The sequence below is a fragment of the Streptomyces sp. UC4497 genome (assembly GCF_054871485.1).
In genome coordinates this window covers 323,025-348,070 of record NZ_JBTYHB010000002.1, presented here as the reverse complement: position 1 = coordinate 348,070, position 25,046 = coordinate 323,025, and the positions used below count along the sequence as shown (strand labels likewise).

The following is a 25,046-nucleotide window of genomic DNA, read 5'->3' as shown; positions in this document are numbered from 1 at the left end:
GCCGCGGCTACGTGCCCGGGACCTGGGCGCGGACCAGGTTGCGCAAGCGTGTCGTGCGCGGCTTCGCCGGGATCTCGGCCACCGCGCGCGGCAGGGCCGCGTCCGCTCCGTGCACCACCGAGAGGTGCCGCTCGCCGCGTCCGAAGGCCGTGTAGACCCAGGGGCGACTGAGCGCCTGCGTGGCATCGCCGGGCAGTACGACCACGGCCGCGGGCCACCGGACCCCGACGGCCTGGTGCCCGGTCACGGCCCACCCGTGCCGCACGGCCCCCTGCTCCACCTGCTCCTTCGGTACGAGGACGGGGGCGCCGTCACACTCGAGGCGCAGGCCCTCCGCGTCCGCCCCCACGACCACGCCGGGCCGGATCCGCCCGCGCCCGGTCACGTACACCGCCCGGTCACCGGGGTCGAAGCCGCCGAACCGCCCGGGCCCCGGGTTGAGCCGCTCCTTCAGCGCCACGTTCAACGCCCGCGTCCCCGCGGCGCCCCCGTGCCCCGGCGTGATGACCTGCGTCTGCTCGGCCGGCACGCCGATCGCCCGCGGCACCGAGTCCGCGACGAGCTGCACGGTGCGGTGGATCGCCTCGGCCGGGTCCCGCACCGGAACGATCACCACCTCCTTGCCGGGCGCCTCCACCTGGTTCAGCTCACCGATGCCGATGCCGGAGACCAGCTCGCCGATCGGCCCGAAGTCCGGCGTGCGGGAGACGACGCGCGGGCAGATCCCCGCCGCGGCGACGTCCGCGAAGACCCGGCCCGGGCCCGCCGACCACAGCGTCCCCGGGTCTCCGCTGAGCACCAGGCACGTCCCGTCGGCGAGCAGCTCCACGAGCATCGCGGCGTCGCCCACGTCCAGTTGCGGCGCGTCCAGGACGACCAGGAGGTCGAGGGCGAACGCCCCGTCCCGGTCGAGCCCGGGGCCCTCCGCCTGCGCGAGCAGGCCCGCGACGGTCGCGGTGGCCGTCTCGGGCGCGTCCGGGCCGAGGAGTTCGGCGACGCGGCGCCGACCGTCCGCACCGTGCGCCGCGACGCACACCCGCAGGCCCAGCTTGCCCGCGGCGGCCGCCGCGGCGACCGGCTCGGCGCGGGCCGCCTCGCCGCCGGTGTGCAGCACGAGGCGGTGCGCGGCGATCGCCCGGATCAGCTCGGCCGTCGTGCCGCGCTCGGCCCCGGCGGCCTCCTCCAGTCCTGCGGTGGCCGAACCCTCGTCCTTGGGCGCGGCGTTGAGCAGCCGGGCGAGCCCGTCGGCGAGGCTCTCCTCGGCGAGCGCGTACCGCTCGAGCCCGACCAGGACGCGTACGGGCCGCTCCGCCTCTTCCTCCTCGCCGTCCTCATCGGCGGCGGGCGCGGGGGCGGGCGCGTCCTCCAGCGGGTCGTGGAAGATCAGCGCGTCGCCCTCCGCGACGGCGCTCTGCACGGCTTCCTCTGCATCGGGCACCCCTTGCTTGCCGAGCGCTTCGGCGAGCACCGGCAGATCGAGGGCGGTGTGCCCGGCGTTCGCGGCCTGCTCGAGCAGCCATACGGTGACGGCGCGGCCCCGCCGCTCGTCGTCGGGACCGCACTCCGCGCCGAGCAGCTCCCGCGCGAACCCGTCGGCCTGCTCGGGGCGCACCCCGCTCACCCGCAGCAACTGCCAAGGATCCGCCCGCAGTTCGTCGCCCGCGCCCTCGCCCAGAGCCGCGGCGGCCGCGCCGGCCAGCGATTCGGGGGCGCCGCCCTCGGCGAGCACGGCCCGCACCGAGTCGACGGCATCCGGGTCGGGGCCCGCCTGAACGGCGGCCTGCGGCCTGCGCACGGGTTCGGCGGGGGAGGCGGCCGGGGCGTCCCGCCGCGGCTCGGGCTCGGGCCGCGCGAGCACGGGGGCGGCGACCGGCTTCTCCCCGCTCTCCACCGCGCGCACGGCGGCCAGCAGGTCGGCTGCGGTCCCGCTCAGCTTCGTCCCGGCGTCGATCGGCCCTTCCTTGGCGGCCTTCCGCTCCGCGATCCGCTCCCGGAACTCCCGCTGAGCCGCCAACTCGGCCTCGGCCTCGGACACCTCGGCGCCCTTCTGGGCACCATCCTCCGAAGCAGCTTCGGCACCGTCCGCGCCGACCTCGCCGTCGGCGGCCTCCGCGTCGACCTCGTCCGGCGCCGCCTCCGCGTCGGCGGCCTCCGCTCCTGCGTCAGCGGGCTCCGCCCCTTCGGCGCTTTCCGCCGCGCCGTCGACCCGGCCTTCCAAGGCCTCGGCATCGTCGGCCCCGGCCGCCGCGGCTTCGGGTTCGCGGTCCTCCGCGCCATCGGTCCCGACCACCGCTTCGGCGTCGTCGGCCCGGCTCGCCAAGGCCTCCGCGCCATCGGTCCCGGCCGCCGTCTCGGCGTCGTCGGTACCGGCCGACCCGGCCTCGGAGGTGGCAGCCCCGGCCCCGGTGCCGTCCGCCGACACCGGCTCCGCCTCCGCGCTCGCGGCGGCAGCCGGATCCGTGTCGGGGCGGGCCCCTGACTCGTTCTCCGCGGCAGCGGACTCCGTACTCACAACGTGCTCCAGTCCTGATCGGGATAGCGGTGCACGGGCGCCGACACATCGTCGAGCGCCTGGCAGATCTCGTCAGGAAGACTAAGGGCCTCCACTGACAATGCCTCCGTGAGCTGCTGCGCGTTGCGCGCGCCGACGATCGGCGCGGCCACTCCCGGCCGATCCCTCACCCACGCGAGGGCCACCTGCAACGGCGTCACGGCGAGCCCGTCCGCCGCCGTGGCGACCGCGTCCACGATGTGCCCGGCCGCCTCGTCGAGGTACGGCTCGACGAACGGCGCCATGTGGTCCGAGCCGCCCCGCGAGTCGGTCGGCGTGCCGGAGCGGTACTTGCCGGTCAGCACCCCGCGGCCCAGCGGCGACGAGGGCAGCAGGCCTATACCGAGGTCCAGCGCCGCCGGCAGCACCTCGCGCTCCACGCCCCGCTGCAGCAGCGAGTACTCCATCTGCGTACTGGCGAGACGGGTGCGCGCACCGGGCACGGCGAGCTGCCACGTACCGGCCTTGGCCAGCTGCCAGCCGCAGAAGTTCGAGACGCCCGCGTAGCGCGCACGTCCGCTGCCGACCGCGATGTCGAGGGCCTGGAGCGTCTCCTCGAGCGGGGTCCCGGGATCCCACGCGTGCACCTGCCACAGGTCGACGTACTCCGTGCCGAGCCGGGCGAGCGAGGCGTCGAGCGCGGAGAGCAGATGCCCGCGCGAGCCGTCGAAGCGCCGGTCGGGATCGGGCACGCTGCCCGCCTTGGTGGAGATGACGAGGTCGCGGCGGGGGACCAGGCCCTCGATGAGCCGCCCGAGCAGATACTCCGACTCCCCGTCCCCGTACACGTCGGCCGTGTCGACGAGCGTGCCGCCCGCTTCCCAGAAGGCCTTCAACAGGTCGGCGGCGTCGTGCTCGTCGGTGTCCCGGCCCCACAGGAGGGTGCCGAGCCCGATCCGGGACACACGCAGGCCGGTGCGGCCGAGATGCCTCTGCTCCATGGGCGCTGAGGTTACTGGCCGAAGGTCAGGAACGGGGCGCCTGTGGATATCTGTCGCCGGGGTCGCCGGGTTAGGGTGCCGGGCGAGGCACCTTACCCATGGGTAATTCACTGGAACCGGCACGGCGTTAAGGGGATGTGGTCAATGAAGCTCGGCATCAACCTCGGCTACTGGGGCGCAGGCATGGACGCGGACAACCTGGCCGTCGCGAAGGAGGCCGACAGACTGGGCTACGCGGTGTGCTGGGCCGCGGAGGCCTACGGTTCCGACGCCGCCACCGTCCTCGCGTACGTCGCCGCGCAGACGGAGCGGATCGACGTCGGCTCGGCCATCTTCCAGATCCCGGCCCGCCAGCCCACGATGACGGCGATGACGGCCGCGACCCTCGACTCGCTGTCCGGCGGCCGCTTCCGGCTCGGCCTCGGTGTCTCCGGGCCGCAGGTCTCCGAGGGCTGGTACGGGGTCAAGTTCGACAAGCCGCTGGCGCGCACCCGCGAGTACGTCGAGATCATCCGCAAGGCCATGAGCCGGGAGCGGGTCTCCCACGACGGCGCGCACTGGACGCTCCCGCTGCCGGACGGGCCCGGTAAGCCGCTGAAGCTGATCGTGCACCCCGAGCGCGAGCAGATTCCGCTCTACATCGCCGCGATCGGCCCGAAGAACCTGGAGCAGACCGGCGAGATCGCCGACGGCGCCCTGCTGATCTTCCCGGCTGCCGAGCACCTGGAGGAGACCGCGCTCCAGCACATCCGGGCGGGCCGCGAGAAGGCCGGCAAGACCATGGAGGGCTTCGACGTCTGCCCGACGGTTCCGCTGGCGCTCGGCGAGGACAAGAACGTGGGCGCGCTCGCCGACATGTTCCGGCCGTACACCGCCCTCTACGTGGGCGGCATGGGAAGCCGTAAGCAGAACTTCTACAACCAGCTCGCGCAGCGCATGGGCTACGAGAAGGAGGCCGCCGAGATCCAGGACAAGTACCTGGCCGGCGACAAGGAGGGCGCGGCCGCGGCGATCCCGCAGCAGCTCATCGACTCCACCACGCTGCTCGGCTCCGTGGACCGGATCGCCGACCGCATGCGGGCCTACTCCGAGGCCGGTGTCACCACGCTGACCATCAACCCGGCCGGGCTCACGCTCGACGACCGCCTGGCCTCGCTGCGCGCGGGCACCGAGGCGATGGAGCGCGCCGGGCTGGCGTAAGGATCCGGAAAGTTCTTCTGCGGCCGTGGTGGGGGCTCGGGGGGTCTTCCCCGCCACGGCCGACGTCTTGCTCAACGCGCCACGAGGGGCCTGGTTACGGCTCGTCCCGCGCCCCGTGTCCTCCGTTCGGACGAGTTGACCCGCATAGCTGTTGCCCTGCCCCATGTCCCGCATTTGACTCGGACTTTGCAGTACTGCGGAGTCCGGTACGGCGAGATGGAGGTTGCAGATGCTGTCGGCCAAGAGTCTGTTCCAGGAGATCATCGACAACGACGAGTCGTTCCGGTTGTTCTGCTCCATCGCGGCGAGCGGTGAATCCCAGGGCGGCTGGGAGAACGGGCGGATCGCCGCGCTGGTCCCCGAGAGCGAGCGCGGCCTCGCTCCCAAGATCGCGCGGCACGGTGCGGACGAGGACAAGCACGGGCGGATCTTCAACGCCCTCATGAAGAAGCGCGGTCTGGAGCCGGCGCCCGTCCCCGCCGAGGCCGACTACACGATGCTTCTGGAGAAGCACGGGATCGGGCTCGCGCACGATCAGCTGCGGCGCGACGAGCGGCTCTCCGTGCAGGACATCGTCACGTACCTGGCGCACAGCCGCGTCACCGAACAGCGGGCGTCCGAGCAGATGGTGATGCTGCGCAAGCACTTCGCCGACGATCCCGACCTCGGGCGTGCCGTCAAGATGATCTCCAACGACGAGGACAACCATCTCGCCTACTGCCACGAGGAGTTGCTGCGTTTCGCGTACGCGGGGCACGGCCGCACCATCCAGCGCATTCTGCGCGAGTGCGCCATGGCGGAGATCGCCGTCTACCGGGACGTCAGCCTTGCCGTCATGGACCACATGGGCCGCGTCCTGGGCTGGTCGAAGCCGAAGGCCGCGGCGCTCGCTGCGGGGATCCATGCGATGTATGCGTACGAGCGCCTGGGCGGATGGCGGCGGATGGTGTCGTTGAAGATGCCGGAGCGACGCGACGCCCTGGGTGGGCCGGCGACCAGCGCGGTCGAGTTCGCCTGAGCCCGAGCTGCTTCAGAGCCACCCGCGGCGCTTGAACAAGCGGAACAGGAGCAGTTCCAGCAGGGCCATCAGGGCGATCACCGCCGGGTACGCCCACACCCAGTGGAGCTCCGGCATGTGGTCGAAGTTCATGCCGTAGATGCCCGCGATCATCGTGGGCACCGCGGCCATCGCCGCCCACGCGGAGATCTTCCGCATGTCGTCGTTCTGCCGCACGCTCATCTGCGCCAGGTGCGCGGACAGGATGTCCGACACGAGGCGGTCCAGGCCGTCCACGGACTCGTTGACCCGCGTCAGGTGGTCGTTCACGTCGCGGAAGAACGGCCGCGCCTCCTCGTGCACGAACGGCACGGCGGCGAGCCCCCACGGCCCGAGGCCGGCGAGCCGCTCCAGCGGCATGCTCAACGGCCCGGTCGCGCGCCGGAATTCGAGGATCTGACGCTTGAACGTGTAGATGCGCTCGGCGGTGTCACGGGTGCCGCCGCCCCGCGGGGAGAAGACCTCCGTCTCCAACTCCTCCAGGTCGGTCTGCAGCTCGGCCGCGACCTCCAGGTAGTGGTCCACCGTGGCGTCCGCGACCGAGTACAGGACCGCCGTGGGCCCCTGCTTGAGGAACTCCGGCTCGGCCTCCAGGCGCTGCCGTACGGCCTTCAGGGGCGCGCCCTCGCCGTGCCGCACGGTCACCACGAACGAGTCGCCCAGGAACAGCATCAGCTCGCCCGTGGACACCTTGTCGCTCTTCGGTTCGTACACGACCGGCTTGAGGACCACGAACAGGGAGTCGTCGTAGACCTCCAGCTTGGGCCGCTGGTGCGCCTTCAGGGCGTCCTCCACGGCCAGCGGGTGAAGCCCGAACTCCTGGCTGACCTGGTCGAACTCGTCCTCGGTCGCCTCGTGCAGCCCGATCCACACGAACGCGTCGCCCGTCGAGCGCGCCTCGTCGAGGGCATCGGAGAAGTCGGCGGGCCGCTCGATGCGGCGTCCTTCCCGGTAGATGGCGCAGTCGACGATCACGAAGTGAATTCTTCCCAGTACCCGGCACTGCCGCACGTCGTCGTATGCCTAGGGTGGGGCACATGCCCACGCTGATCCTTGTCCGGCACGGACGTTCCACCGCCAATACCGCGGGCGTGCTCGCCGGGTGGACGCCCGGTGTGGCGCTCGACGAGCGCGGCGCCGCGCAGGCCGCGCGGCTGCCCGAGCGGCTTGCGGACCTGCCCCTCGCCGAGATCGTCGCCAGCCCGTTGCAGCGCTGCCGGGAGACCGTCGCGCCGCTGCTCGCCGCGCGGCCGGAGCTGACCCTGCGTACCGACGACCGCATCGGCGAGTGCGACTACGGGGACTGGTCCGGCCGCAAGCTCGCCGAGTTGAGCGACGAGCCGCTGATGCAGGTCGTGCAGCAGCACCCGACGGCCGCCGCGTTCCCCGGCGGGGAGTCGATGCGGCAGATGCAGCACCGGGCCGCCGAGGCGGTTCGTGAGTGGAACGCGCGCGTGGAGCGCGAGCACGGCGAGGACGCCGCCTATGTGATGTGTTCGCACGGCGACATCATCAAGTCCCTTGTCGCGGACGCCATCGGGCTGCATCTGGACCTCTTTCAACGGATCTCCGTAGAGCCGTGTTCCATCACAGCGATCCGTTACACACGGCTTCGCCCCTTTCTCGTACGCCTCGGGGACACCGGGGACTTCGCGTCCCTGGCGCCGCGCGAGGAGCCGCAGGAGCCGGACGCACCGGTCGGGGGCGGCGCGGGCGCACCGTGATCGTCGGCCGCAGTAGGGTGAAGCAGCCGTCAGCACAGTCGGCCCGGTCGACCCTGACCGGTCCCAGTTAGTCGATCCCGATCCCATGGAGACAGGACGTGTCCCGTCAGGTGTTCCTCTACGACCCTCCGGAGCGGTTTGTGGCCGGTACGGTCGGGCTCCCCGGGCGCCGCACCTTCTTTCTGCAGGCCACGGCAGGACCCCGGGTCACCAGCGTGGCTCTGGAGAAGACGCAGGTGGCCGCGCTCGCCGAGCGCATGGACGAACTGCTCGACGAGGTCGTGCGGCGCACTGGGGGCAACGCCCCGGTGCCTGCCGTCGCCCCCAGTGAGATCTCCGACACCGCGCCCCTGGAAGCGCCCGTGGAGGAGGAGTTCCGCGTCGGCACCATGGCACTCGCATGGGACGGCGACGAGCAGCGCATGATCGTCGAGGCGCAGGCCCTCGTCGAGCTGGACGCCGAGTCCGAGGAGGACCTGGCGGAGGCCGAGGAGCAGCTTCTCCAGGACGAGGAGAACGGCCCGCCGATGCTCCGCGTCCGCCTCACAGGGAACCAGGCCCGCGCCTTCGCCAAGCGGGCCCTGGACGTCGTGAACGCGGGGCGCCCGCCGTGCCCGCTGTGCAGCCTGCCGCTCGACCCGGAGGGACACGTATGTCCGCGCCAGAACGGATACCGGCGCGACGCGTGAGCGACCGGGACCTGCTCACCTTCGGTGAGCTGAACGTCGAGGGACAGATCCGCGAGGCGTCGAACGCGGTGCTGGTGTGCACTGTCGCCCACGAGGGCCGCGAGGCCACCTGCGTCTACAAGCCGGTACGCGGCGAGCGCCCGCTGTGGGACTTCCCCGACGGGAACCTGGCGCGGCGCGAGGTCGCCGCGTACGAGGTCTCCGAGGCGCTCGGCTGGGGCCTCGTGCCGCCGACGGTGCTGCGCGACGGGCCGTACGGCGAGGGCATGGTCCAGCTGTGGATCGACACCCCGGAAGAGGTGGCGGAGGGCGACGGGCTGCTCGCCCTCGTCGACGGTGAGGAGCCGGGGGAGGGCTGGAAGGCCATCGGGTTCGCCGAGGTCGGCGAGGGCCGCACGGCGCTGCTGGTGCACGCCGACGACGCCCGTCTGCGCCGGCTCTCGGTGCTCGACGCCGTGATCAACAACGGTGATCGCAAGGGCGGCCACCTGCTCGTCGACGCCGAGGGGCACCTGTTCGGCATCGATCACGGTGTGACGTTCAACTCCGAGGACAAGCTGCGCACGCTGCTGTGGGGCTGGGCGGGGGAGCCGCTGACCGAGGAGGCGACCGGGGCCCTGGAGGCGCTGCGGGCGTCCCTGGGGGCGGGTGAGCCGCTCGCCGCGCGGCTCGGTGAGCTGATCACGCCGGCGGAGCTGGAAGCCGTACGGGAGCGGGTCGCGGGCCTCCTCAAGAGCGGTCGGCACCGGGAGCCGGGCGGCGACTGGCCCGCGATTCCTTGGCCGCCCGTCTGAAAACCGCCGTTCCTAGCGCGCCCGGCATGATCACGCAAGAGGGCGGGTTCGGCCATTACGCCTGGTCCGGTTCGTATGCGGAAGCAGCGTCCGGTTACGCTCGATGCATGCATGCCTGGCCCGCTTCTGAGGTCCCCGCCCTGCCCGGCAAGGGCCGCGACCTCCGGATCCACGACACCGCGACCGGTGGGCTCGTCACCCTTGACCCCGGTCCCGTCGCCCGTATCTACGTCTGCGGCATCACGCCGTACGACGCGACCCACATGGGTCACGCGGCGACCTACAACGCGTTCGACCTCGTGCAGCGCGTGTGGCTCGACACCAAGCGGCAGGTTCACTACGTCCAGAACGTGACGGACGTCGACGATCCTCTGCTGGAGCGGGCCGTGCGTGACGGCATCGAGTGGGACGGCCTCGCCGAGCGCGAGACCGCCCTCTTCCGTGAGGACATGACCGCCCTGCGGATGCTGCCGCCGCAGCACTACATAGGCGCCGTCGAGGCGATACCCGGCATCGTGCCGCTCGTCGAACGACTGCGTGACTCCGGTGCCGCCTACGAGCTCGAGGGCGACACCTACTTCTCCGTCGAGGCCGACCCGCACTTCGGGTCCGTCTCGAACCTCGACGCCACCGCGATGCGGCTGCTCTCCGCCGAGCGCGGTGGCGACCCGGACCGTCCGGGCAAGAAGAACCCGCTCGACCCGATGCTGTGGATGGCCGCCCGGGACGGCGAGCCCAGCTGGGACGGCGGCTCGCTCGGCCAGGGGCGTCCCGGCTGGCACATCGAGTGTGTCGCCATCGCCCTCGACCACCTCGGCATGGGCTTCGACGTCCAGGGCGGCGGCTCCGACCTCGCCTTCCCGCACCACGAGATGGGTGCCTCGCACGCCCAGGCGCTCACCGGCGAGTTCCCGATGGCCAAGGCGTACGTGCACGCCGGCATGGTCGGGCTCGACGGCGAGAAGATGTCCAAGTCCAAGGGCAACCTGGTGTTCGTCTCCGCGCTGCGCCGCGACGGTGTCGACCCCGCCGCCATCCGGCTCGCGCTCCTCGCCCACCACTACCGCTCCGACTGGGAGTGGACGGACCAGGTGCTCGCCGACGCGGTGGCCCGCCTCGACCGCTGGCGCGCCGCCGTCTCCCGCCCCGACGGCCCGTCCGCCGAGGCGCTCGTCGACGAGATCCGCGAGGCGCTCGCCGACGACCTGGACGCACCCACCGCGCTGATCGCCGTCGACCGCTGGGCCGAGGCCCAGTCGGCCGGTGGTGGCACGGACGAGGGCGCCCCCGGCGTCGTATCGCGTGCCGTGGACGCCCTGCTGGGTGTGGCGCTGTAGTCCCACCCGACAGCAACCAAGAGGGCGCCTCCCCGTGCGGGGAGGCGCCCCTTTTCGTGTGTGCCTCTCACCTACCCGTCAGATGCGCTGGACGCGCACGCTGCGCAGGACGAGCGGTGTGCCCGTGTCCCAGATGCCGACGACCTGGTGGCCGAACGCGAAGGCCTCCTGGACCTCGTCGTGGGCCTGCGGGGTCGGGTTGTTGAGGACCCGGAACTGGTTGTTGATGCGCAGGAAGATCTGCCGCGGCTGCCCCGGGAGCGGCTGCACGATGTCGATGTAGCCGTTCGCCACACCAGAGGCGAGTGCCTGCTGCTCGATCTGCTGCTGGGCCTGCTGGTGCGCGACCTGCTGGACCTGCTGCAGATGCTGTTGCACCTGCTGCTCGATCTGCTGTGCCTGCTGGTCCTGCTGCTGACCTTGCTGCTGCTGGCCGTACTGCTGTTGCCCGTACTGCTGCTGGCCCTGCTGCATCTGCTGGCCGAAGGGCTGCTGTTGCTGCTGCCCGCCGAGCTGCTGGAGCAGCTGCTGGTACGGCTGCTGCTGGCCGAGCTGCTGGAGCTGCTGCTGGAGCTGCTGGACGAGCTGCTCCTGGCCCTGACCGCCCTGGCCCTGGCCCTGGCCGCTCATGCCCGGCTGCTGCTGACCGTACGACTGCTGGCCCATGCCCTGCTGTTGCTGGTAGGGCGAGGTGCTCGGGAACTGCTGACCCTGCTGGCCCATTTGGGGGGTGATGCTCATGCGGGTGCCACCTTCCATCAATGGTTGGTTGCGTTGCCTCTCAGCCCGTGACGACCAGGCCGACGACCTCGTCGTCCGAGAACCACACACGTACGTCGGGCCGTCCCCCTGCGAAGGCGGTGTGCACCGCCTGGCGGGTCTCGGGGGACGGGTTGTTCAGATTCCGCCAGGAGCCCGCCACGAACAGACGCAGCCGGGGCGGGAGTTCGGGCGGATACGGGATCAGTTCGTCCCAGTACCGCTCGGCCTGGCCCGAACCGACCGTCGAGGGAAGCAGGTTGGTGACCGCTCCCTTGATGTCGGGCCGGTTGCCGATCCGCTGAGATGCGGGCCGGCCGGGGGCGTCCTGCTGCGGTGAGCCGGTCGCCCGGAGTACTTCGCGCGCCCGCCGCGACGTCATCGGGCGCTGACCGCCTGCCCTGAGCATTCCCTGGAGGGCGGTCAGCGCGCCGACGACCACCGGGGAGGCGGACGAGGTGCCTGAGAAGGTGTCGGTGTACCAGGCGATCTCCTCGGTGCCGCCCTGTAGATCGCCGGGCTTGTTCCAGGAGCCGCCGGTGGTGGTGACCTCGCGGCCCCAGCCCTGGGCGTCCACGCGGGCGCCGTAGTTGGAGAACGAGAGGCGCGAGCGGTCCGGGCCGTGGTCGCGGCCGTGGGTGCCGGGAGGCGGGGCGCCCGCGCCGACGAGGACCGCGTCCGAGGAGCGGTTCGACGGGTTGAACGGGTTGTGCCACCACGTCGGGAACTCGTCGGGCCGCCGCTCGTACACGGCGTCGTCGAGGGACTCCGCGCCGTTGCCCGCCGCGCCCACGACCACGACGCCCTTCGCCGTCGCGTACTTGATGGCCGCGAAGTCGTCGGGCCACCACTCCAGGGCGATGTAGCCGCGCTGGTCGTCGCGGGGCTCGAAGTCGAACCGCGGCCCCGGACGGTGCAGTTCGATGAGGATGACGTCGCCGGGGCTCAGCCGGTCGGCCGCCGCGTGGATCGCCGCCGCCGTGCCCACGCCCTGGAAGGACGCGGCCGCCGTCACGGCCTCCGGCACGATGCCGGTGATGCCGCGGTCGTTGCGGTCGCCGCCGATCACGCCGAGGACCGCCGTGCCGTGATTGCGCCAGGCCACGTCCGAGATCGGCGTGCCGACCACGATGCCCGCGAGCTTCGCCGACAGGTCCTCGTGCCCCAACTGCCAGGCGCCCTCGACGTCGATGACGGTGACACCCTCGCCGCTGCCGCCGAGCCGCCGCCACGCCCACTGCGCGTCGATGCCGGCGGGCGCGGGGCCCAAGTAGCCCTGGCGGCCCGTGTAGTCGGGCGTCGCGGCCGTCTTCTCCTTCTGCCGCCGCTCCTCCTCGAAGTTCTCCGGGGACGACGCGCGCGCCGCCGGCACCGCGCCGGGCTTCACGTACGCCGTGTCGATCTCCGGGAGCGCCGCGATCCGCGACCGCAGCTCCTGCGCCCGCTCGGCCCCGCCGCGTACCCGGTAGAACAGCGCCAGGTCCGGTACGTCGGCCGCGGGTGCCTCGCCGGCCCCCTGTACCCGCTCCTCGCTGCCGAACAGCGGTTCAAGAGCGAGTTGTTCGTCCCCGAGGAACATGTTCAGTGCCGATACGTCGGCGCCCGCCGCGGAGCGTACGCCGTCGGTCTGAACACGTAGGCGGGCCTCGGGGCGCGCCACCACGATCAGTTCCTCTTCCGCCCCGCGATACGTGAAACCGGATCCGTCCGGTCCCGGCCCGGCCGCTCCCGGCCCCTGCGCCGGGCTTGCGTGCTGGTCGGTCATCGGTCCACAGCTCCCCTCGCCACATCAGGTCGTACGGGTCTGCTTGTGCCGTGTGTTTCCTTGAGGCTCGTCGGGGCTCACCCTGCTACGCCGATGCCCGCCCGTCCACCCCCTCCGTCTGCCAACTGCGTTTGAGAACAAGTTGAATGGGGAACCCCCTGCAACTGCCATCAATTCGGCCGGAAACAACTGTCACGCCGCAAACCGGCCAGATTCGGGGTGCGGGTGCGAGCGCGGGGTGCGGGCATGACCGGAGGGCGGGGCGCTCGGCGCCCCGCCCTCCGGCTCACTTCGTGCGGCGGCTACTCGTCGCCGTCGTCGCCCTCCGGGCGCGGCGGCTTCGGCGGCCTGGTCCGGCCGCTCGGGTTGTCGCGCAGGTGCGAGGAGCCGTCGCCGCCGTCCGTCGCGTGACCGCCAGGACCGGCCTCCGGATCGCGGCGCTGCAAGTAGCGCTCGAACTCGCGGGCGATGGCCTCGCCGGAGGCCTCGGGCAGCTCCGCGGTGTCGCGGGCCTCCTCCAGGGACTGCACGTACTCGGCGACCTCGCTGTCCTCGGCCGCCAGCTGGTCCACGCCCAACTGCCAGGCCCGCGCGTCCTCGGCCAGGTCGCCCAGCGGGATGCTCAGGTCGATCAGGTCCTCGAGACGGTTGAGGAGGGCCAGCGTCGCCTTCGGGTTCGGAGGCTGCGACACGTAGTGCGGAACGGCCGCCCACAGCGAGACTGCGGGGACGCCCGCGTGCGTGCAGGCCTCCTGGAGGATGCCGACGATGCCCGTCGGACCCTCGTACTTGGTCTCCTCCAGGTTCATCCGCGTGGCCAGATCCGCGTCCGACGTGACACCGCTGACCGGTACGGGCCTGGTGTGCGGGGTGTCGCCGAGCAGCGCGCCGAGGACGACGACGAGTTCGACGCCCAGTTCGTGCGCGAAGCCGAGTAGTTCGTTGCAGAACGAGCGCCAGCGCATGGACGGCTCGATGCCCCGGACCAGGACCAGGTCGCGCGGCTTGTCCCCGCCCACCCGGACCACCGAGAGGCGCGTCGTCGGCCATGTGATCTTTCGCACGCCGTCCTCCACGAAGACGGTCGGGCGGTTGACCTGGAAGTCGTAGTAGTCCTCGGCGTCCAGCGCCGCGAACACCTCGCCCTTCCACTCCTTGTCGAGATGCGCGACCGCGGTGGAGGCGGCGTCGCCGGCATCGTTCCAGCCCTCGAACGCGGCCACCATGACCGGGTCGACCAGCTCGGGAACCCCCTCGAGCTCGATCACCCAGTGCCTCCTTCCGACGTGCCCTCGCGTACCTGCCCACCTTACGGCGTCGGCGGGGGCCCTCCGCAGCCCCCTTGTGGGCGCGGACTGCCCCCAACACTGCCCCGCGGTGGAGTGGTCCACTCCACCGCGGGGCAGTCGTCAGGTCCGCGCGAGCCGCGCGGTGTCGGGTTCGGCGGCCGGCGCCTCGCGGATCGGCCTGACCAGCAGCCATGCCCCGCACACCAGGGTCAGCGCCTGGGCCCCGGCGAGCAGGGTGAATCCGGCGCCGAATCCGTGCCCGCCGCTCGCCGCGATGGCCACGCCCATGAGGGTGCTGCGCGGGCGCACAGTGCTGGAACGAGGGTAGGGATGGCCGGACCCGGGAGGCCCCAGAAGGCGCCGGCCAGAATCAGCCGGGTGGCCGCGGCCTCGTCGCTGCCCGCGCCCGCGACGCGGTCGGCGCGAGTGCGGGTACTTCAAGCCCGCGAGGCGGCGGGTGCGGGCCATTTTCCCCTGCGGCGGCGGGCGTGGGCATATTGAGCCCCTGCGGCGATTGAGCAGCGGGGGCCGGGGCGGAGCCCCGTGGCCGAAACGCCGTCGGGGCGGGGGTCGATCGTGGGCGCTGCCCGCGCCGGGGTGCCGCCTTGCCCACCCTGCCGCCCCAGGCGGCAGATTGCCCAAGGCGGCGGCCCCCCAAGGTGGCGGCACCCCAAGGCGGTGGAGCCCCAAGGCGGCGGAGCCGCAAGGCGGTGGCGGTTACGTGGAGGCCTGGGTCTCTGCGGCGGAGCGGTACATGCGGCGGAGGCGGACTACGCCGAGGTCGTGTTGGTAGAGGTTTTCGTGCTGGTCGGCGTCGGCCGGCATGGCTTCCAGCATCACGCGGTCCTGCTCCAGGACCTCCCAGTGGCGCTTCTCGATGAGCGTCTTGTAGAGGAAGCGCCAGGTGTCGCGCTGCCAGCCCTGGACCTTGCGGTAGCGCCAGAAGAAGACGGCGCAGCGGCCCTCGTCGACCGGGCGGACCATGCCGACGATGCCGAACGGGCCGCCGGGGCCGGCCGACGGCGGGTAGGGGATCGACAGGTCGACCCAGTCCACGCCCGTACGGCACAGCTCGACCCAGTCGAAGTTCACACCCCGCTGGTCGGTCTTCTCGAAGAAGTAGCCGCGGTCGGTCTCCCGAATGCGGAACTTCGCGGTGGTGTCACCGTCGAACATGGTGTGTGAGTCGTGGTGCAGGAACTGCCCGTGCATCGGGTCGAGCAGATTCTCGACGCCGTAGCGCCACGGCACGTTCCACTCCGCGTAGCAGAGGATCGCGTCGGTGTCGGGGTCGGTGAGCGGCTCGGGGAGCGTCAACTCGGCCGGTTCCGGGTGCTGTTCGTCGCCGAAGTAGGCGAGGACGGCGCCGGACACCTCGCGCACAGGAAGCGACGTGACGAGCTTCTTGCCCTCCAGATTGCAGCCGGGCAGGCCCGGCACGGAGGAGACGGTGCCGTCGGTCTCGATCTCGACGCCGTGGTACCAGCACGCCACCCGGTCGCCCAGGTGTTTCCCGAGGGAGAGCGGCGCGCCGCGGTGCGGACAGCGGTCGGCGAGCATGCTCAGGGTGCCGTCGGAGCGGCGGAACAGCAGCCACTGCTCGCCGAGGACGGTGACCTTGCGCATGGCGCCGGGGGCGACGAAGGAGGAGGGGACGACCGGGTGCCACTGGTTGCGCAGGCCGGTCGCGTAGATCTTGTCGGCGGTCAGAGCCATGGGGTATGTCACGCTCCCAGTCGGTGCATCTCGGCGCGGAAGGATTCCTCGGTCCACGGCTGCCCGTCGGGGGCGTGGACCTGACGGTCGTTCAACCCACTGACGACGTCGGTGAGTTCATGGCCGACCTTGGTGAAGACCTCTTCGAGCGTGGCCGCCAGCTTGTACTCGTAGGGGCTCGGCTCGTGGGTGCGGGACTGGTGGATCTCCAGGTACGGCCAGGCCGTTGTGTCCGTGCTCATGTACGTCTCCAAGAAGAGTCAGAGGTCGAGTACGAGGCGGGAGCCGGCGGCGCAGCGCGAGACGCAGATCATCATCGAGGCGCTCGCGGCGTGCTCGGCTTCCGACAGGAGGAAGTCGCGGTGTTCGGGGGCGCCTTCGATGACGCGGGTCTCGCAGGAGCCGCAGATGCCGTCGCGGCAGGAGCTGGTGACGTCAATGCCCGCGGTCTCGGCGGCCTCAAGGATCGAGGTGTCGGCGCCGACGGTGAGGGTCTGTCCCGAGGCACGGCACTCGACCTCGAACTCGCCGTCGTCCGCGGACCTTTCGACGACGGGCGCGGCGAACCTTTCGAGACGCAGCCGGTCACCCGGGCAGCGCTCCTCGACGGCGGCGAGCAGCGGCTCGGGCCCGCAGGAGTAGACGAGGGCCCCTTCGGGCAGCCCGGCGAGCGTCCTGTCCAGGTCGATGTGCCCCTGCTCGTCCTGCGGTACGAGGGTCAAATCGCCTCCCAGCGCGGCCAGTTCCTCGGTGAACGCCATCGAGGCGCGCCCCCGGCCGCCGTACACCATGCGCCAGTCGGCGCCGCGCCGAGCCGCCTCCCGGGCCATCGCGAGAATCGGCGTGACACCGATGCCACCCGCGATGAACACGTACCCGGGGGCATCCTCCAGCGCGAAGTGGTTGCGCGGCTCGGACACGGTGACCTGTTGTCCGGGGCGCAGCTTGGTGTGCACGTGGCGCGAACCGCCGCGCGAGGACGGCTCGTTGAGCACGCCGATGCGGTACGTGCCGCAGTCGGACGGGTCGCCGCACAGGCTGTACTGGCGTACCTGCCCGCCGACGTGCACGTCGAGGTGCGCGCCCGGCGCCCAGGCGGGCAGCGGCTTGCCTTCGGGGTGGGTCAGCTCGACGGACAGGACGCCGTCGGCCTCCCAGGTCATCCGCCGGACCAGCAGGTCCAGGAGACGGTCGTCGGTCATGGTGGCCTCCTTACGCGCCGGTTACGCGCCGGGGATCTTCACGGGCGGGGTGAACGGGTTCTTCATCGGGCCGAGCGAGGCCAGGTCGACCTCGACGAGCGTCGGCCCCTCGGCGTCGACGGCCTGCTCGATCACCGGGCGTGCGTGTTCGGCGTCGGCGATCCGCAGATACGGCAACCCGCAGGCACGGGCGAGCAGTTCGAAGTCCGGCGTGGCGAGGTCGACGCCGGAGCGGCGCTCGCTGTAGCGGTCCTGCATGTTGCGCAGCACGCCGTAGCCGCCGTCGTTGAAGACCAGGACGGTCAGGCGGGGGCGCTCCTGGGCGACGGTGAGCAGCTCGCCGAGGTGCACGGCGAGGCCGCCGTCGCCCGCGATCACGACCGTGGGCCGTTCGGGCTCCGCGAGCGCGGCGCCGATGCCCATGCCGAGTCCCTGCCCGATGCCGCCGCCGCGCGGGAAGACGTTGGAGCGAGGGTCGTACATCTCCAGGAGCCGGTTGCCCCAGCTGCTGGACGGGATGGTGACGTCGCGGGCGACGACGGCGTCGCGGGGCAGCGCGGCGCGCAGGGCGTCGCAGATGGCGGCCTGGGGGCCGATGTTGTCGTGGAGGGTGGCCCGTACGTCGGCGCGTACGTCCTTGACCCGCTGGCTCCACGACGGCTCGGCGGCGCGGGCGTGGGGGAGCAGGGCGGCCAGGGCCTCGGCGGCGTCGGCGTGCAGGGTGTGCGCGGCCGGGTAGACGCGGCCGAGGGCGGCGGCATCGACGTCGATCTGGATGTGCCTGTCGGCGCCGGGGAGTTGGAGCCCGTAGTCGGCGGTCTCGTTGGACCGGAAGTGCGTACCGATGGTCAGCAGCACGTCCGCGTCGGCGAGCAGCGCCCGGCCGGCGGGGGTGGTGGCGAAGTTGCCGATGACCTGCGGGTGGTCCTCGGGTACCGCGCCGCGCCCGGAGTTGGAGGTGAGCAGCCCGGCGCCGGTCGCCTCGACCAGGGCGGTGAGCTCGGCGACCGCCCGGGTGGCGCCGCCACCGGCCCAGATGAGGGGGCGTTCGGCGGAGGCCAACAGGGCGGCGGCGGATGACAGTTGGGCGGCATCGACCGCGGTGGTGCCCTGCTCGGCGTCCTCCTCGGAGGCGTCCGTCTGCGCCGCGTACTGCAGGTCGATCGGCCACTCCACGCTCGCCGGGCCGCCGGGTGCGGCGAGCGCGGCGCGGGCGGCGGCGCGCAGCACGGTGCCCGCCTCCTCGGTGGAACGGACGGTGGCGGCGTACGCCGAGACGGCGTCGAGCATGCCGAGCTGGTTCTTCGTCTCGTGGATGAACCCGCGGCCGCTGCCCAGGAATTCGGCCTCGACCTGGCCGGTGACGTGCAGCACGGACGTGCCGGAGGCGAGCGCCTCGATCAGCGAACCGGCCGCGTTGCCCGCGCCCGTGCCGGTCGAGGTGAGCGCGCAGCCGATGCCTCCGCGGGCACGGCCGTAGGCGTCGGCGGCATTGACCGCGCTCGCCTCGTGCCGGACGGGTACGAAGCGCAGCTCGCGGTCGACGGCCTCGACCAGCGGCAGGTTGTGCACGGACACGATGCCGAAGACCGTGTCGACACCGAGTTCCTTCAGGACGGCGACGAGGAGGTCACCACCATTACCGTATGTCGTATATGACGTATCGGACATGCGATCAGGCATGCGAACTCCTCAAAGAATGCCGCGGCCGACGCCGCCGCAGACGTCGATGGCGGTCCCGGTGATGTACGAGGCGCGCGGCGAGAGCAGCGCGACGATCGCGTACGCGACCTCTTCGGCGCGGCCGAGCCGGCCGAGCGAGACGCCGCGGTCGGCGGCCAGTTCCGCCTGCCAGTCCTCGTAACTCATCCCGGAGTCCGCGGCGGCGTGCCGGCGCGTCCATTGACCGGTGTCGATGAGGCCGAGGCAGACCGAGTTGACCCGGATCCCGTCGGGAGCGAGCTCCTGGGACAGGGACTTGGAGAGGTTGAGGATGCCGGCGCGGGCGGCGCTCGTCGTGATCAGTCGCGGCTCGGGCTGCTTGGCGAGCACCGCGTTGACGTTGACGACGGAGGCCGCGCCGGACGCGCGCAGGTACTCCCGCGCCGCCTGCAGCGGATTCAGCACGCCCGCGAACTTCAGCTCCAGCTCGTCCCGCCAGTCGTCCTCGGTCGTGTCGTCGAGGCGCTTCATGCGGGACTGGCCGGCGTTGTTGACCAGTCCGTCGATGCGTCCGCCGAAGGCGTTCGCGGATGCCGCCACGAAGCCGCGTACGGCGTCGGCGTCGCGCACGTCGCAGGTGGCGGTGAAGAGGCGCTCGTGCGTGCCCAGCTTCTTCAGGCGGTCGGCGTCGCGCCCGCAGGTGGCGACGTTCGCGCCTTCGTCGAGGAGGGCGCGGACCGTGGCCAGGCCGACGCCCGAGCTGCCTCCGGTGACCACATAGGCCCGGTCGGCGAGGCCCAGATCCATAACTCGGTTCTCCAGTAAGGAAGTTGGGTGCAGTGGGGAAGTTGGGTCAGTTCATGGTGAATCCGCCGTTGACGGCGATCACCTGGCCGGTCAGGTAGCGGGACTCCTCGGAGAGGAGGAAGGAGGCGAGCCCGGTGAGGTCGTCGGGCTGCTGCGGCCGGGAGATCGCCCGGTTCGCGGCGTACAACCCGTGGCGTTCCTCCGGGACCGTCTCGGTCGCCTCGCACTCGGTGAGGCCCGGTGCAAGGGCGTTCACGGTGATGCCGCGCTCGCCGAGTTCCCGGGCCATCGCGCGGGTGAGGGCGATGACCGCGCCCTTCGACGTGATGTAGTGCGCGAGTCGCGGGGAGCCGTAAAGGGCGGCGTCCGAGGCGATGTTGACGATGCGTCCGGTCGGGCCGAACAGCGGGTGCAGTGCCTTGGACACCAGCCAGGGGCCGCGCGCGTTCACCGTCATCAGGCGGTCCCAGGCCTCGATGTCGATGTCCTGGAACTCCTTGCCGCCGACGCCGTTGGCGAGTGCCGCGTTGTTGACGAGACCGTAGAGCCCGCCCAAGTCCCGTACGGCCGAGGCGAGTTCCTCGACGGACGTCGGGTCTGCCACGTCGCAGCGGGCGAAGTGCGCGTCGTGTCCCTCGCCCCGCAGCTCCTCGGCCGCCCGGGCGCCGCGCTCGGGGTCCAGCTCGGCGAGGACGACCCGGAAGCCGTCCGCGCCGGCCCGGCGGGCCATGGCCAGTCCCAGGCCACGGCCCGCCCCGGTCACGACGACCGTGCGCGCGTCACGCGCGTCAGTCACGGGTGACGCCGTGCATCGGCGAGTACTCGGGGTACGACGGCACCTGCGGCTTCTGCGTGCCGATGACCACGCAGAACAGGGCGTCGGTGTCGCCCTCGTTCTTCAGCGAGCGGGTCACACCGGCGGGTACCACGATCATGTCGCGGTAGCCGAGGGTGCGGTACTCGACCTCGTCCGGGCCGCGGTGGACGCCGACGCGCACCTCGCCCTCCAGGACGAAGAAGGCCTCCTCCACGTCGTGGTGGGTGTGGGCCGGGCCCTCGGCGCCGGGCGGCAGCAGCATGTTGGAGAAGGTGAAGCCGCCGGACGGGAGGATGCGGCTGTCGCCCTCGTGGTTGCCGGTGGCGCCGGAGCCGACGTAGCGGATCTGGCCGCGGCGGTACTGCTTGCCCGCCTTCTCCTGGAAGGAGAGCGTGTCGAAGTCGGCGACGCGGGACTCCTTCGACGCGATCAGCGAGTCGGTGTACTTGCCGAGGTCGCCGCCGTTGTCGTACTCGGTGGTGGTCAGAGGCATGGTGTGCGTCCTTAACTAGACAGTGGTCAGGCAGTGACGATGTGCAGGTGGGACAGGACCCAGGCGTTGAACCGCTCGGGCTGTTCCTGGTTGGCGAGGTGACCGGCGTCCTTGACGATCACGTAGGCCGTTTTGTGCAGGCCCCCGGCGATGACCTGGGAGGCCTCGACGCCGGTGACCTTGTCGCGGTCGCCGCAGATCACGAGGGTGGGCGCGGAGACGGCGGACAGTTCGGGGCGCAGGTCGGCGCCGGCCATGGCCTCGGCGGCGTACCCGTAGCCGGGCAGCCGCACGGAGGCGGCCATGGTGTCGACGACCCGCTCGACGAGCGCGGTGGGTGCGAGGTCCGAGACGAGGCGCGGCCCGCGCTTCTCGGCGAACGCGCGCGGCCCGGCCTCCGCCAGCTCCGCGGCGCGCGCCCGCATCCCGGCCGCCTTCGCCTCGTCGGTGCCGGAGCCCGCGCTGGAGTCGGCGACGATCAGCGAGTCCACGAGCTCCGGGTGACGGGCCGCGAGCCGCAGCGCGATGACACCGCCCCACGAGACACCGAGGACATGTGCCGACGGTCCGTACGAGCGGATCAGCTCCGCCGCGGCGTCCGCGAAGCCGTCGAGGTCCAACGGCCCTTCCGGGTCAGCGGACTTGGCGTAGCCGGGCGCGTCCCAGGCGACGACGCGGGTGTACGGCGCGAGTCCTTCGAGCTGCGGGGCGAACGCGGCCGACGAGGAGCCGATGCCGTGCAGGCACACCAGCAGCGGACCTTCGGTGCCCGCCTCCTCCACGTGGACGGCCGTCACAGGATCTGCCCCGAGCGCCCGGCCAGCGCGGCCACCGACCGCAGCACGGCGTACGGCACGACCTGGCTGGTCGCCGGGTTGCCCGGGTCGGGCCGGTGCGCGACCTCGAAGCGGTACGCGCCGTGCTCCCCGGACGCCTCGATGACGTGCCGGGTGCGCGTGGCTCCCGGGTCGGCGACGACCTCGACCCGCACAGCGTCCAGGTCGCCGACGGCGAGGGCGACCGAGGCGGCCACGTTCGTCGACTTGGGGAACTTCACCGGTACGTCGCGCGCCGTGCCGGACATGACCTTGACGGGTCCGGTGGCCGAGCGCATCCGGCCCAGCAACTCCGCGTCCATCCAAGGCTGTTCGAGCGTGGACGGCAGCTTCGTGGTCGTCAGCCGGACGTCCTCGATCGGCCCCAGGGCCCGCACGGCCTGGAGCAGATCGAGGCCGCCGACGGCGCCGCCCGTGAAGTACACCCGGCCGGGCCCGGCGGCGAGCAGCCGCTTGGCCAGCTCGTCGTCGGTGAGGGCCCCGGTCGAGGCCACGAGCAGATCGGTGCCGGAGGTGAGGACGCGCTCGCCCCACTCCCGTACGACGCCCTGACCTGCCGCCTCGACGATCAGGTCGCAGAGGTCGATGGCCTCGTCGAAGGTCACCTGCGGCGCGGGCGCCGCCTCGCCGAGCGGCCGGTTGTCGACGAGGCACGTCAACTCGGCGCCCTGGACGTCGCCTTGGGCGAGGGCCGTGCCGACGACGCGGCCGATGGCGCCCCAGCCGACGAGTCCGATCTTGAGCGTGCTCATTTCAGTGCTCCTTCGGGAACGACCGGGGACTCCGGCGAACCGGCCGGCGCGACCGGTGACTCGGGTGAACCGGCCGGGACGACCGGTGACTCGGGCGAACCGGCCATGTGGCAGCGGATCTCCTTCGACGGCGCCCCCGCCGTGCCCCACAGATCGGACAGCTCCGGCACCCGCCGCCACACCTTGGCGATCCACCGGTCCTCGACGATCTGCGCGACCTCGGACGTGTACTCGCAGACGAGCCCGGTCGGGTCGGTGAAGTAGGAGAAGGTGTTGTTGCCGGGCCCGTGCCGCCCAGGACCCCACTTCGGGACGATCCCGTGGTGGCGGAGCCGGCCGAGCCCGCGCATGAAGTGGTCGACCGAACTCATCTCGTACGCCACGTGGTTGAGGGAGACCCACTCGGCCTGGTTGAACGCGATGCAGTGGTGGTCTGCGTTGCAGCGCAGGAACGCCATCTGGTGCTCGGACCAGTCGGAGACGCGCAGGCCGAGGACGTCGCAGTAGAAGGCGACGGCGGCGTCGATGTCGGGGGTGTTCAGGACCGCGTGCGTGACACCGACCGGCACGGCCGTGTCCTGCCCGCGCGGCGCCACCGCCCACGTCTCGGCGGACAGCTCGACGAGCCGGCCCTCGTGGTCGTGGAACCGGAGGCCGTAGCCGCCGCCGACCTGGTCGAGCGGTCCAGGGCCCGCGACCGGCACGATCCCGCGGGCCTCCAGGCGGCGCGCCGCCTCGTCGATCTCGGCGGGGGTGGCGACGGCGAACACGAGGCGGCCGAGGCCGGTGCGGTCGGAGCGGGTGAGCTGGAGGGCGTGGTGCTGCTCGCCGGTGCCGCGCAGCCAGCTCGCGCTGTGCTCGGACTCGACGACCTCCAGGCCCCAGGCCTCTTCGTAGAAGTCGGTGGCCTCGGCGAAGGAGGGGGTGAGCAGTTCGACGGAGCGCAGGGCGCGCAGCCGGGCGATCGGGGGGTGGGACATCTCAAGGACTCCTGGATCGTGGTCAGTTGGCCCAGGGGAGCGGGGCTTCGGACGTGCCCCAGTACAGGGACTTCTGGCGTTGGTAGGCGCGGATGGCGTCACGTCCCTTCTCCGTGCCGAGGCCGCTGTCCTTCATCCCGCTGAACGGGGTGGACGCGCTGAACTGCTTGTACGTGTTGATCCACACGGTGCCCGCGTCGATCCGACGGGCCAGGTTCCAGGCGGCGCGATGGTCGCGGGTCCAGATCCCGCAGGCCAGGCCGTACACGGAGTCGTTGGCCTGGCGGACCAGGTCGTCCTCGTCGTCGTAGGGGAGGACCACCAGGACCGGGCCGAAGATCTCCTCCTGGCAGGTGCGGGAGTCGTTCGGCAGTCCGGCGAGGACGGTGGGCAGGTAGTACGCGCCGTTCTCGTACGCGGGTCCTTCGGGCGAGGCGCCGCCGCACAGCACCTCGGCACCCTCGGAGCGGGCGAGATCGACGTACGCGGCGACCGAGTCCCGGTGCTTCTGGTGCACGAGCGGACCGACCTGGGTGTCGGGATCGGTCCCGGGCCCGACGCGCAACTTCCGCACTCGCGATACCAGTTCATCGACAAGCGACTCGTACAGCGACGCATGCACGAACAGTCGCGAACCCGCGATGCAGGACTGCCCGCTGGACGAGAAGATCCCGAACATCACGCCCGCCAGGGCCTGTTCGACGTCCGCGTCCGCCCGCACGATCGTCGGCGACTTGCCGCCCAGCTCCAGGGAGGCGGGGATCAGCTTGCGCGCGGCGATCTCGGCGATGGAACGGCCGGTCTCCGTGCCGCCCGTGAACCCGATCCGGCCGACGAGCGGATGCCGTACGACGGCGTCGCCGACGACTCGCCCACTTCCCGGAAGTACGGACAACAGGGCGGTGGGCAGGCCGAGTTCACTCAGCGCACGGGTGATGATCCGCCCGAGCCGCAGGGACACCAGCGGGGTCCAGGCGGCCGGCTTGAGCAGCACCGCGTTCCCGGCGGCCAGGGCGGGCGCTATCTTCTGCGCGTCGCTGGCGGCCGGCGAGTTCCACGGGTTGATCGCCCCGACCACGCCGATCGGCTCGTGCACGCTCATCGTGACGTACGGGCCGCGCGAGGGGGTGATCGCCTCCTCGGCGGTCTCCAGGGTCGCGGCCAGATACCGGAAGGTGCCCGCCGCGCTGAGCGCGAGCGCCTTCGTCTCGGTGAGGGTCTTGCCGGTGTCGGCGGTCTGCGTCGCGGCCAGCTCGTCGGCGGCCTCCTCGGTCAGCTCCGCGATCCGGTACAGGAGCCGGGCCCGCTGGTGGGGGAGGAGGTCGCGCCAGGCCGGGTCCGCCGCGGCCGCTGCCGCCGCCCGCGCGGCCTCGTCGACGTCCTCGGCGGACGCGGTGTGCAGCGTGGCGAGCAGCTCTCCGGTCGCGGGGTTCACGGTGTCGAGCGGGGTACCGTCGCCGCGCCGCCATTGGCCCGCGACAAGGATCTCGGTGGGGTGAGGGGACACGACGGGACCTCCGGCGAACGGGAGTTGACTTGCTGAAGCCCTAGAAAGCTAAGCGCTTAAAGGTTTTCCCGCAAGACCCCCGCGTCGGATGGATCGCGGTTCACCGGACTTCAAATGCCTAAGCACCTAACCATTGACCGCTAAGGAGTTGGCTTCTACTGTCGCCGC

Annotated in this window: 24 protein-coding genes; 6 read left to right on the top strand and 18 right to left on the bottom strand. The window is 71.9% G+C overall.

Features of this window, described 5'->3' with window-relative positions:
- Window positions 1-7: 7 nt before the first annotated feature.
- Together ACYSUO_RS04310 and ACYSUO_RS04305 are read right to left on the bottom strand one after the other, a co-directional pair.
- A complete protein-coding gene (locus tag ACYSUO_RS04310) occupies window positions 8-2,512 on the bottom strand; it encodes a helix-hairpin-helix domain-containing protein (RefSeq protein WP_461774627.1) in 2,505 nt (834 codons plus the stop codon).
- Complete coding sequence (locus ACYSUO_RS04305; protein ID WP_461774626.1) at window positions 2,509-3,492, bottom strand: aldo/keto reductase; 984 nt, start codon at window positions 3,490-3,492, stop codon at window positions 2,509-2,511. Before ACYSUO_RS04305 ends, ACYSUO_RS04310 begins: the two co-directional genes overlap by 4 nt.
- Window positions 3,493-3,636: 144 nt before the next feature.
- On the opposite strand from ACYSUO_RS04305, the gene ACYSUO_RS04300 reads away from it, so the two are divergent.
- Both ACYSUO_RS04300 and ACYSUO_RS04295 read left to right on the top strand, forming a co-directional pair.
- Window positions 3,637-4,692: an LLM class F420-dependent oxidoreductase gene (locus ACYSUO_RS04300; protein ID WP_461774625.1), complete on the top strand. Its 1,056-nt coding sequence runs from the start codon at window positions 3,637-3,639 to the stop codon at window positions 4,690-4,692.
- Window positions 4,693-4,921: 229 nt separating this feature from the next.
- Entirely contained in the window at window positions 4,922-5,710 is a 789-nt protein-coding gene (locus tag ACYSUO_RS04295) for a ferritin-like domain-containing protein (protein WP_461774624.1), read from the top strand.
- Window positions 5,711-5,722: 12 nt separating this feature from the next.
- On the opposite strand, the gene corA is transcribed toward ACYSUO_RS04295, so the two are convergent.
- A complete protein-coding gene (gene corA / locus ACYSUO_RS04290; RefSeq protein ID WP_461774623.1) occupies window positions 5,723-6,724 on the bottom strand; it encodes a magnesium/cobalt transporter CorA in 1,002 nt (333 codons plus the stop codon).
- 62 nt (window positions 6,725-6,786) lie between these two features.
- On the opposite strand from corA, the gene ACYSUO_RS04285 reads away from it, so the two are divergent.
- The 4 genes from ACYSUO_RS04285 to mshC all read left to right on the top strand — a co-directional run bounded on the left by ACYSUO_RS04285 (window position 6,787) and on the right by mshC (window position 10,293).
- Window positions 6,787-7,473: a histidine phosphatase family protein gene (locus ACYSUO_RS04285; protein WP_461774622.1), complete on the top strand. Its 687-nt coding sequence runs from the start codon at window positions 6,787-6,789 to the stop codon at window positions 7,471-7,473.
- Between the two features lie 98 nt (window positions 7,474-7,571).
- On the top strand, window positions 7,572-8,162 hold the full coding sequence (locus ACYSUO_RS04280) for a DUF3090 domain-containing protein (RefSeq protein WP_266721426.1): 591 nt from the start codon (window positions 7,572-7,574) through the stop codon (window positions 8,160-8,162).
- Entirely contained in the window at window positions 8,126-8,956 is an 831-nt protein-coding gene (locus tag ACYSUO_RS04275) for an SCO1664 family protein (protein ID WP_461774621.1), read from the top strand. Before ACYSUO_RS04280 ends, ACYSUO_RS04275 begins: the two co-directional genes overlap by 37 nt.
- Window positions 8,957-9,063: 107 nt before the next feature.
- Entirely contained in the window at window positions 9,064-10,293 is a 1,230-nt protein-coding gene (mshC, locus tag ACYSUO_RS04270; RefSeq protein ID WP_461774620.1) for a cysteine--1-D-myo-inosityl 2-amino-2-deoxy-alpha-D-glucopyranoside ligase, read from the top strand.
- A 78-nt stretch (window positions 10,294-10,371) separates the two neighbouring features.
- Here mshC and ACYSUO_RS04265 read toward each other — a convergent pair whose 3' ends face one another.
- The 15 genes from ACYSUO_RS04265 to ACYSUO_RS04195 form a co-directional block, all read right to left on the bottom strand.
- Complete coding sequence (locus tag ACYSUO_RS04265; RefSeq protein WP_461774619.1) at window positions 10,372-11,034, bottom strand: hypothetical protein; 663 nt, start codon at window positions 11,032-11,034, stop codon at window positions 10,372-10,374.
- A gap of 40 nt (window positions 11,035-11,074) precedes the next feature.
- Window positions 11,075-12,817 (bottom strand): S8 family peptidase, encoded by a 1,743-nt coding sequence (locus tag ACYSUO_RS04260; protein WP_461774618.1) that lies wholly within the window; start codon window positions 12,815-12,817, stop codon window positions 11,075-11,077.
- A 302-nt stretch (window positions 12,818-13,119) separates the two neighbouring features.
- Window positions 13,120-14,085: a PAC2 family protein gene (locus ACYSUO_RS04255; RefSeq protein ID WP_461774617.1), complete on the bottom strand. Its 966-nt coding sequence runs from the start codon at window positions 14,083-14,085 to the stop codon at window positions 13,120-13,122.
- Window positions 14,086-14,226: 141 nt separating this feature from the next.
- Window positions 14,227-14,388 carry a hypothetical protein gene (locus ACYSUO_RS04250; protein ID WP_461774616.1) on the bottom strand — a complete coding sequence of 54 codons (162 nt, stop codon included), beginning with the start codon at window positions 14,386-14,388 and terminating at the stop codon, window positions 14,227-14,229.
- A gap of 435 nt (window positions 14,389-14,823) precedes the next feature.
- A complete protein-coding gene (locus tag ACYSUO_RS04245) occupies window positions 14,824-15,822 on the bottom strand; it encodes a Rieske 2Fe-2S domain-containing protein (RefSeq protein ID WP_461774615.1) in 999 nt (332 codons plus the stop codon).
- Window positions 15,823-15,830: 8 nt separating this feature from the next.
- Window positions 15,831-16,064 carry a recombinase-like helix-turn-helix domain-containing protein gene (locus ACYSUO_RS04240; RefSeq protein WP_461774614.1) on the bottom strand — a complete coding sequence of 78 codons (234 nt, stop codon included), beginning with the start codon at window positions 16,062-16,064 and terminating at the stop codon, window positions 15,831-15,833.
- Between the two features lie 18 nt (window positions 16,065-16,082).
- Window positions 16,083-17,024, bottom strand: coding sequence for a PDR/VanB family oxidoreductase (locus ACYSUO_RS04235; RefSeq protein WP_461774613.1), 942 nt, complete (start codon window positions 17,022-17,024; stop codon window positions 16,083-16,085).
- A gap of 21 nt (window positions 17,025-17,045) precedes the next feature.
- Window positions 17,046-18,707 (bottom strand): thiamine pyrophosphate-binding protein, encoded by a 1,662-nt coding sequence (locus ACYSUO_RS04230; protein ID WP_461774612.1) that lies wholly within the window; start codon window positions 18,705-18,707, stop codon window positions 17,046-17,048.
- A 9-nt stretch (window positions 18,708-18,716) separates the two neighbouring features.
- Window positions 18,717-19,493: an SDR family oxidoreductase gene (locus tag ACYSUO_RS04225; protein ID WP_461774611.1), complete on the bottom strand. Its 777-nt coding sequence runs from the start codon at window positions 19,491-19,493 to the stop codon at window positions 18,717-18,719.
- 46 nt (window positions 19,494-19,539) lie between these two features.
- Window positions 19,540-20,289, bottom strand: a complete 750-nt coding sequence (locus tag ACYSUO_RS04220) for an SDR family oxidoreductase (protein WP_461774610.1) — start codon at window positions 20,287-20,289, stop codon at window positions 19,540-19,542.
- A complete protein-coding gene (locus tag ACYSUO_RS04215) occupies window positions 20,282-20,803 on the bottom strand; it encodes a cupin domain-containing protein (protein ID WP_461774609.1) in 522 nt (173 codons plus the stop codon). Before ACYSUO_RS04215 ends, ACYSUO_RS04220 begins: the two co-directional genes overlap by 8 nt.
- Before the next feature lie 26 nt (window positions 20,804-20,829).
- On the bottom strand, window positions 20,830-21,600 hold the full coding sequence (locus tag ACYSUO_RS04210; RefSeq protein WP_461774608.1) for an alpha/beta fold hydrolase: 771 nt from the start codon (window positions 21,598-21,600) through the stop codon (window positions 20,830-20,832).
- Window positions 21,597-22,391, bottom strand: a complete 795-nt coding sequence (locus tag ACYSUO_RS04205) for an aspartate dehydrogenase domain-containing protein (RefSeq protein ID WP_461774607.1) — start codon at window positions 22,389-22,391, stop codon at window positions 21,597-21,599. Before ACYSUO_RS04205 ends, ACYSUO_RS04210 begins: the two co-directional genes overlap by 4 nt.
- Window positions 22,388-23,371 carry a VOC family protein gene (locus tag ACYSUO_RS04200; protein ID WP_461774606.1) on the bottom strand — a complete coding sequence of 328 codons (984 nt, stop codon included), beginning with the start codon at window positions 23,369-23,371 and terminating at the stop codon, window positions 22,388-22,390. The genes ACYSUO_RS04205 and ACYSUO_RS04200 overlap by 4 nt, the downstream gene beginning before the upstream one ends.
- Before the next feature lie 22 nt (window positions 23,372-23,393).
- Window positions 23,394-24,878, bottom strand: coding sequence for an aldehyde dehydrogenase (locus tag ACYSUO_RS04195; RefSeq protein ID WP_461774605.1), 1,485 nt, complete (start codon window positions 24,876-24,878; stop codon window positions 23,394-23,396).
- Window positions 24,879-25,046 lie beyond the last annotated feature (168 nt).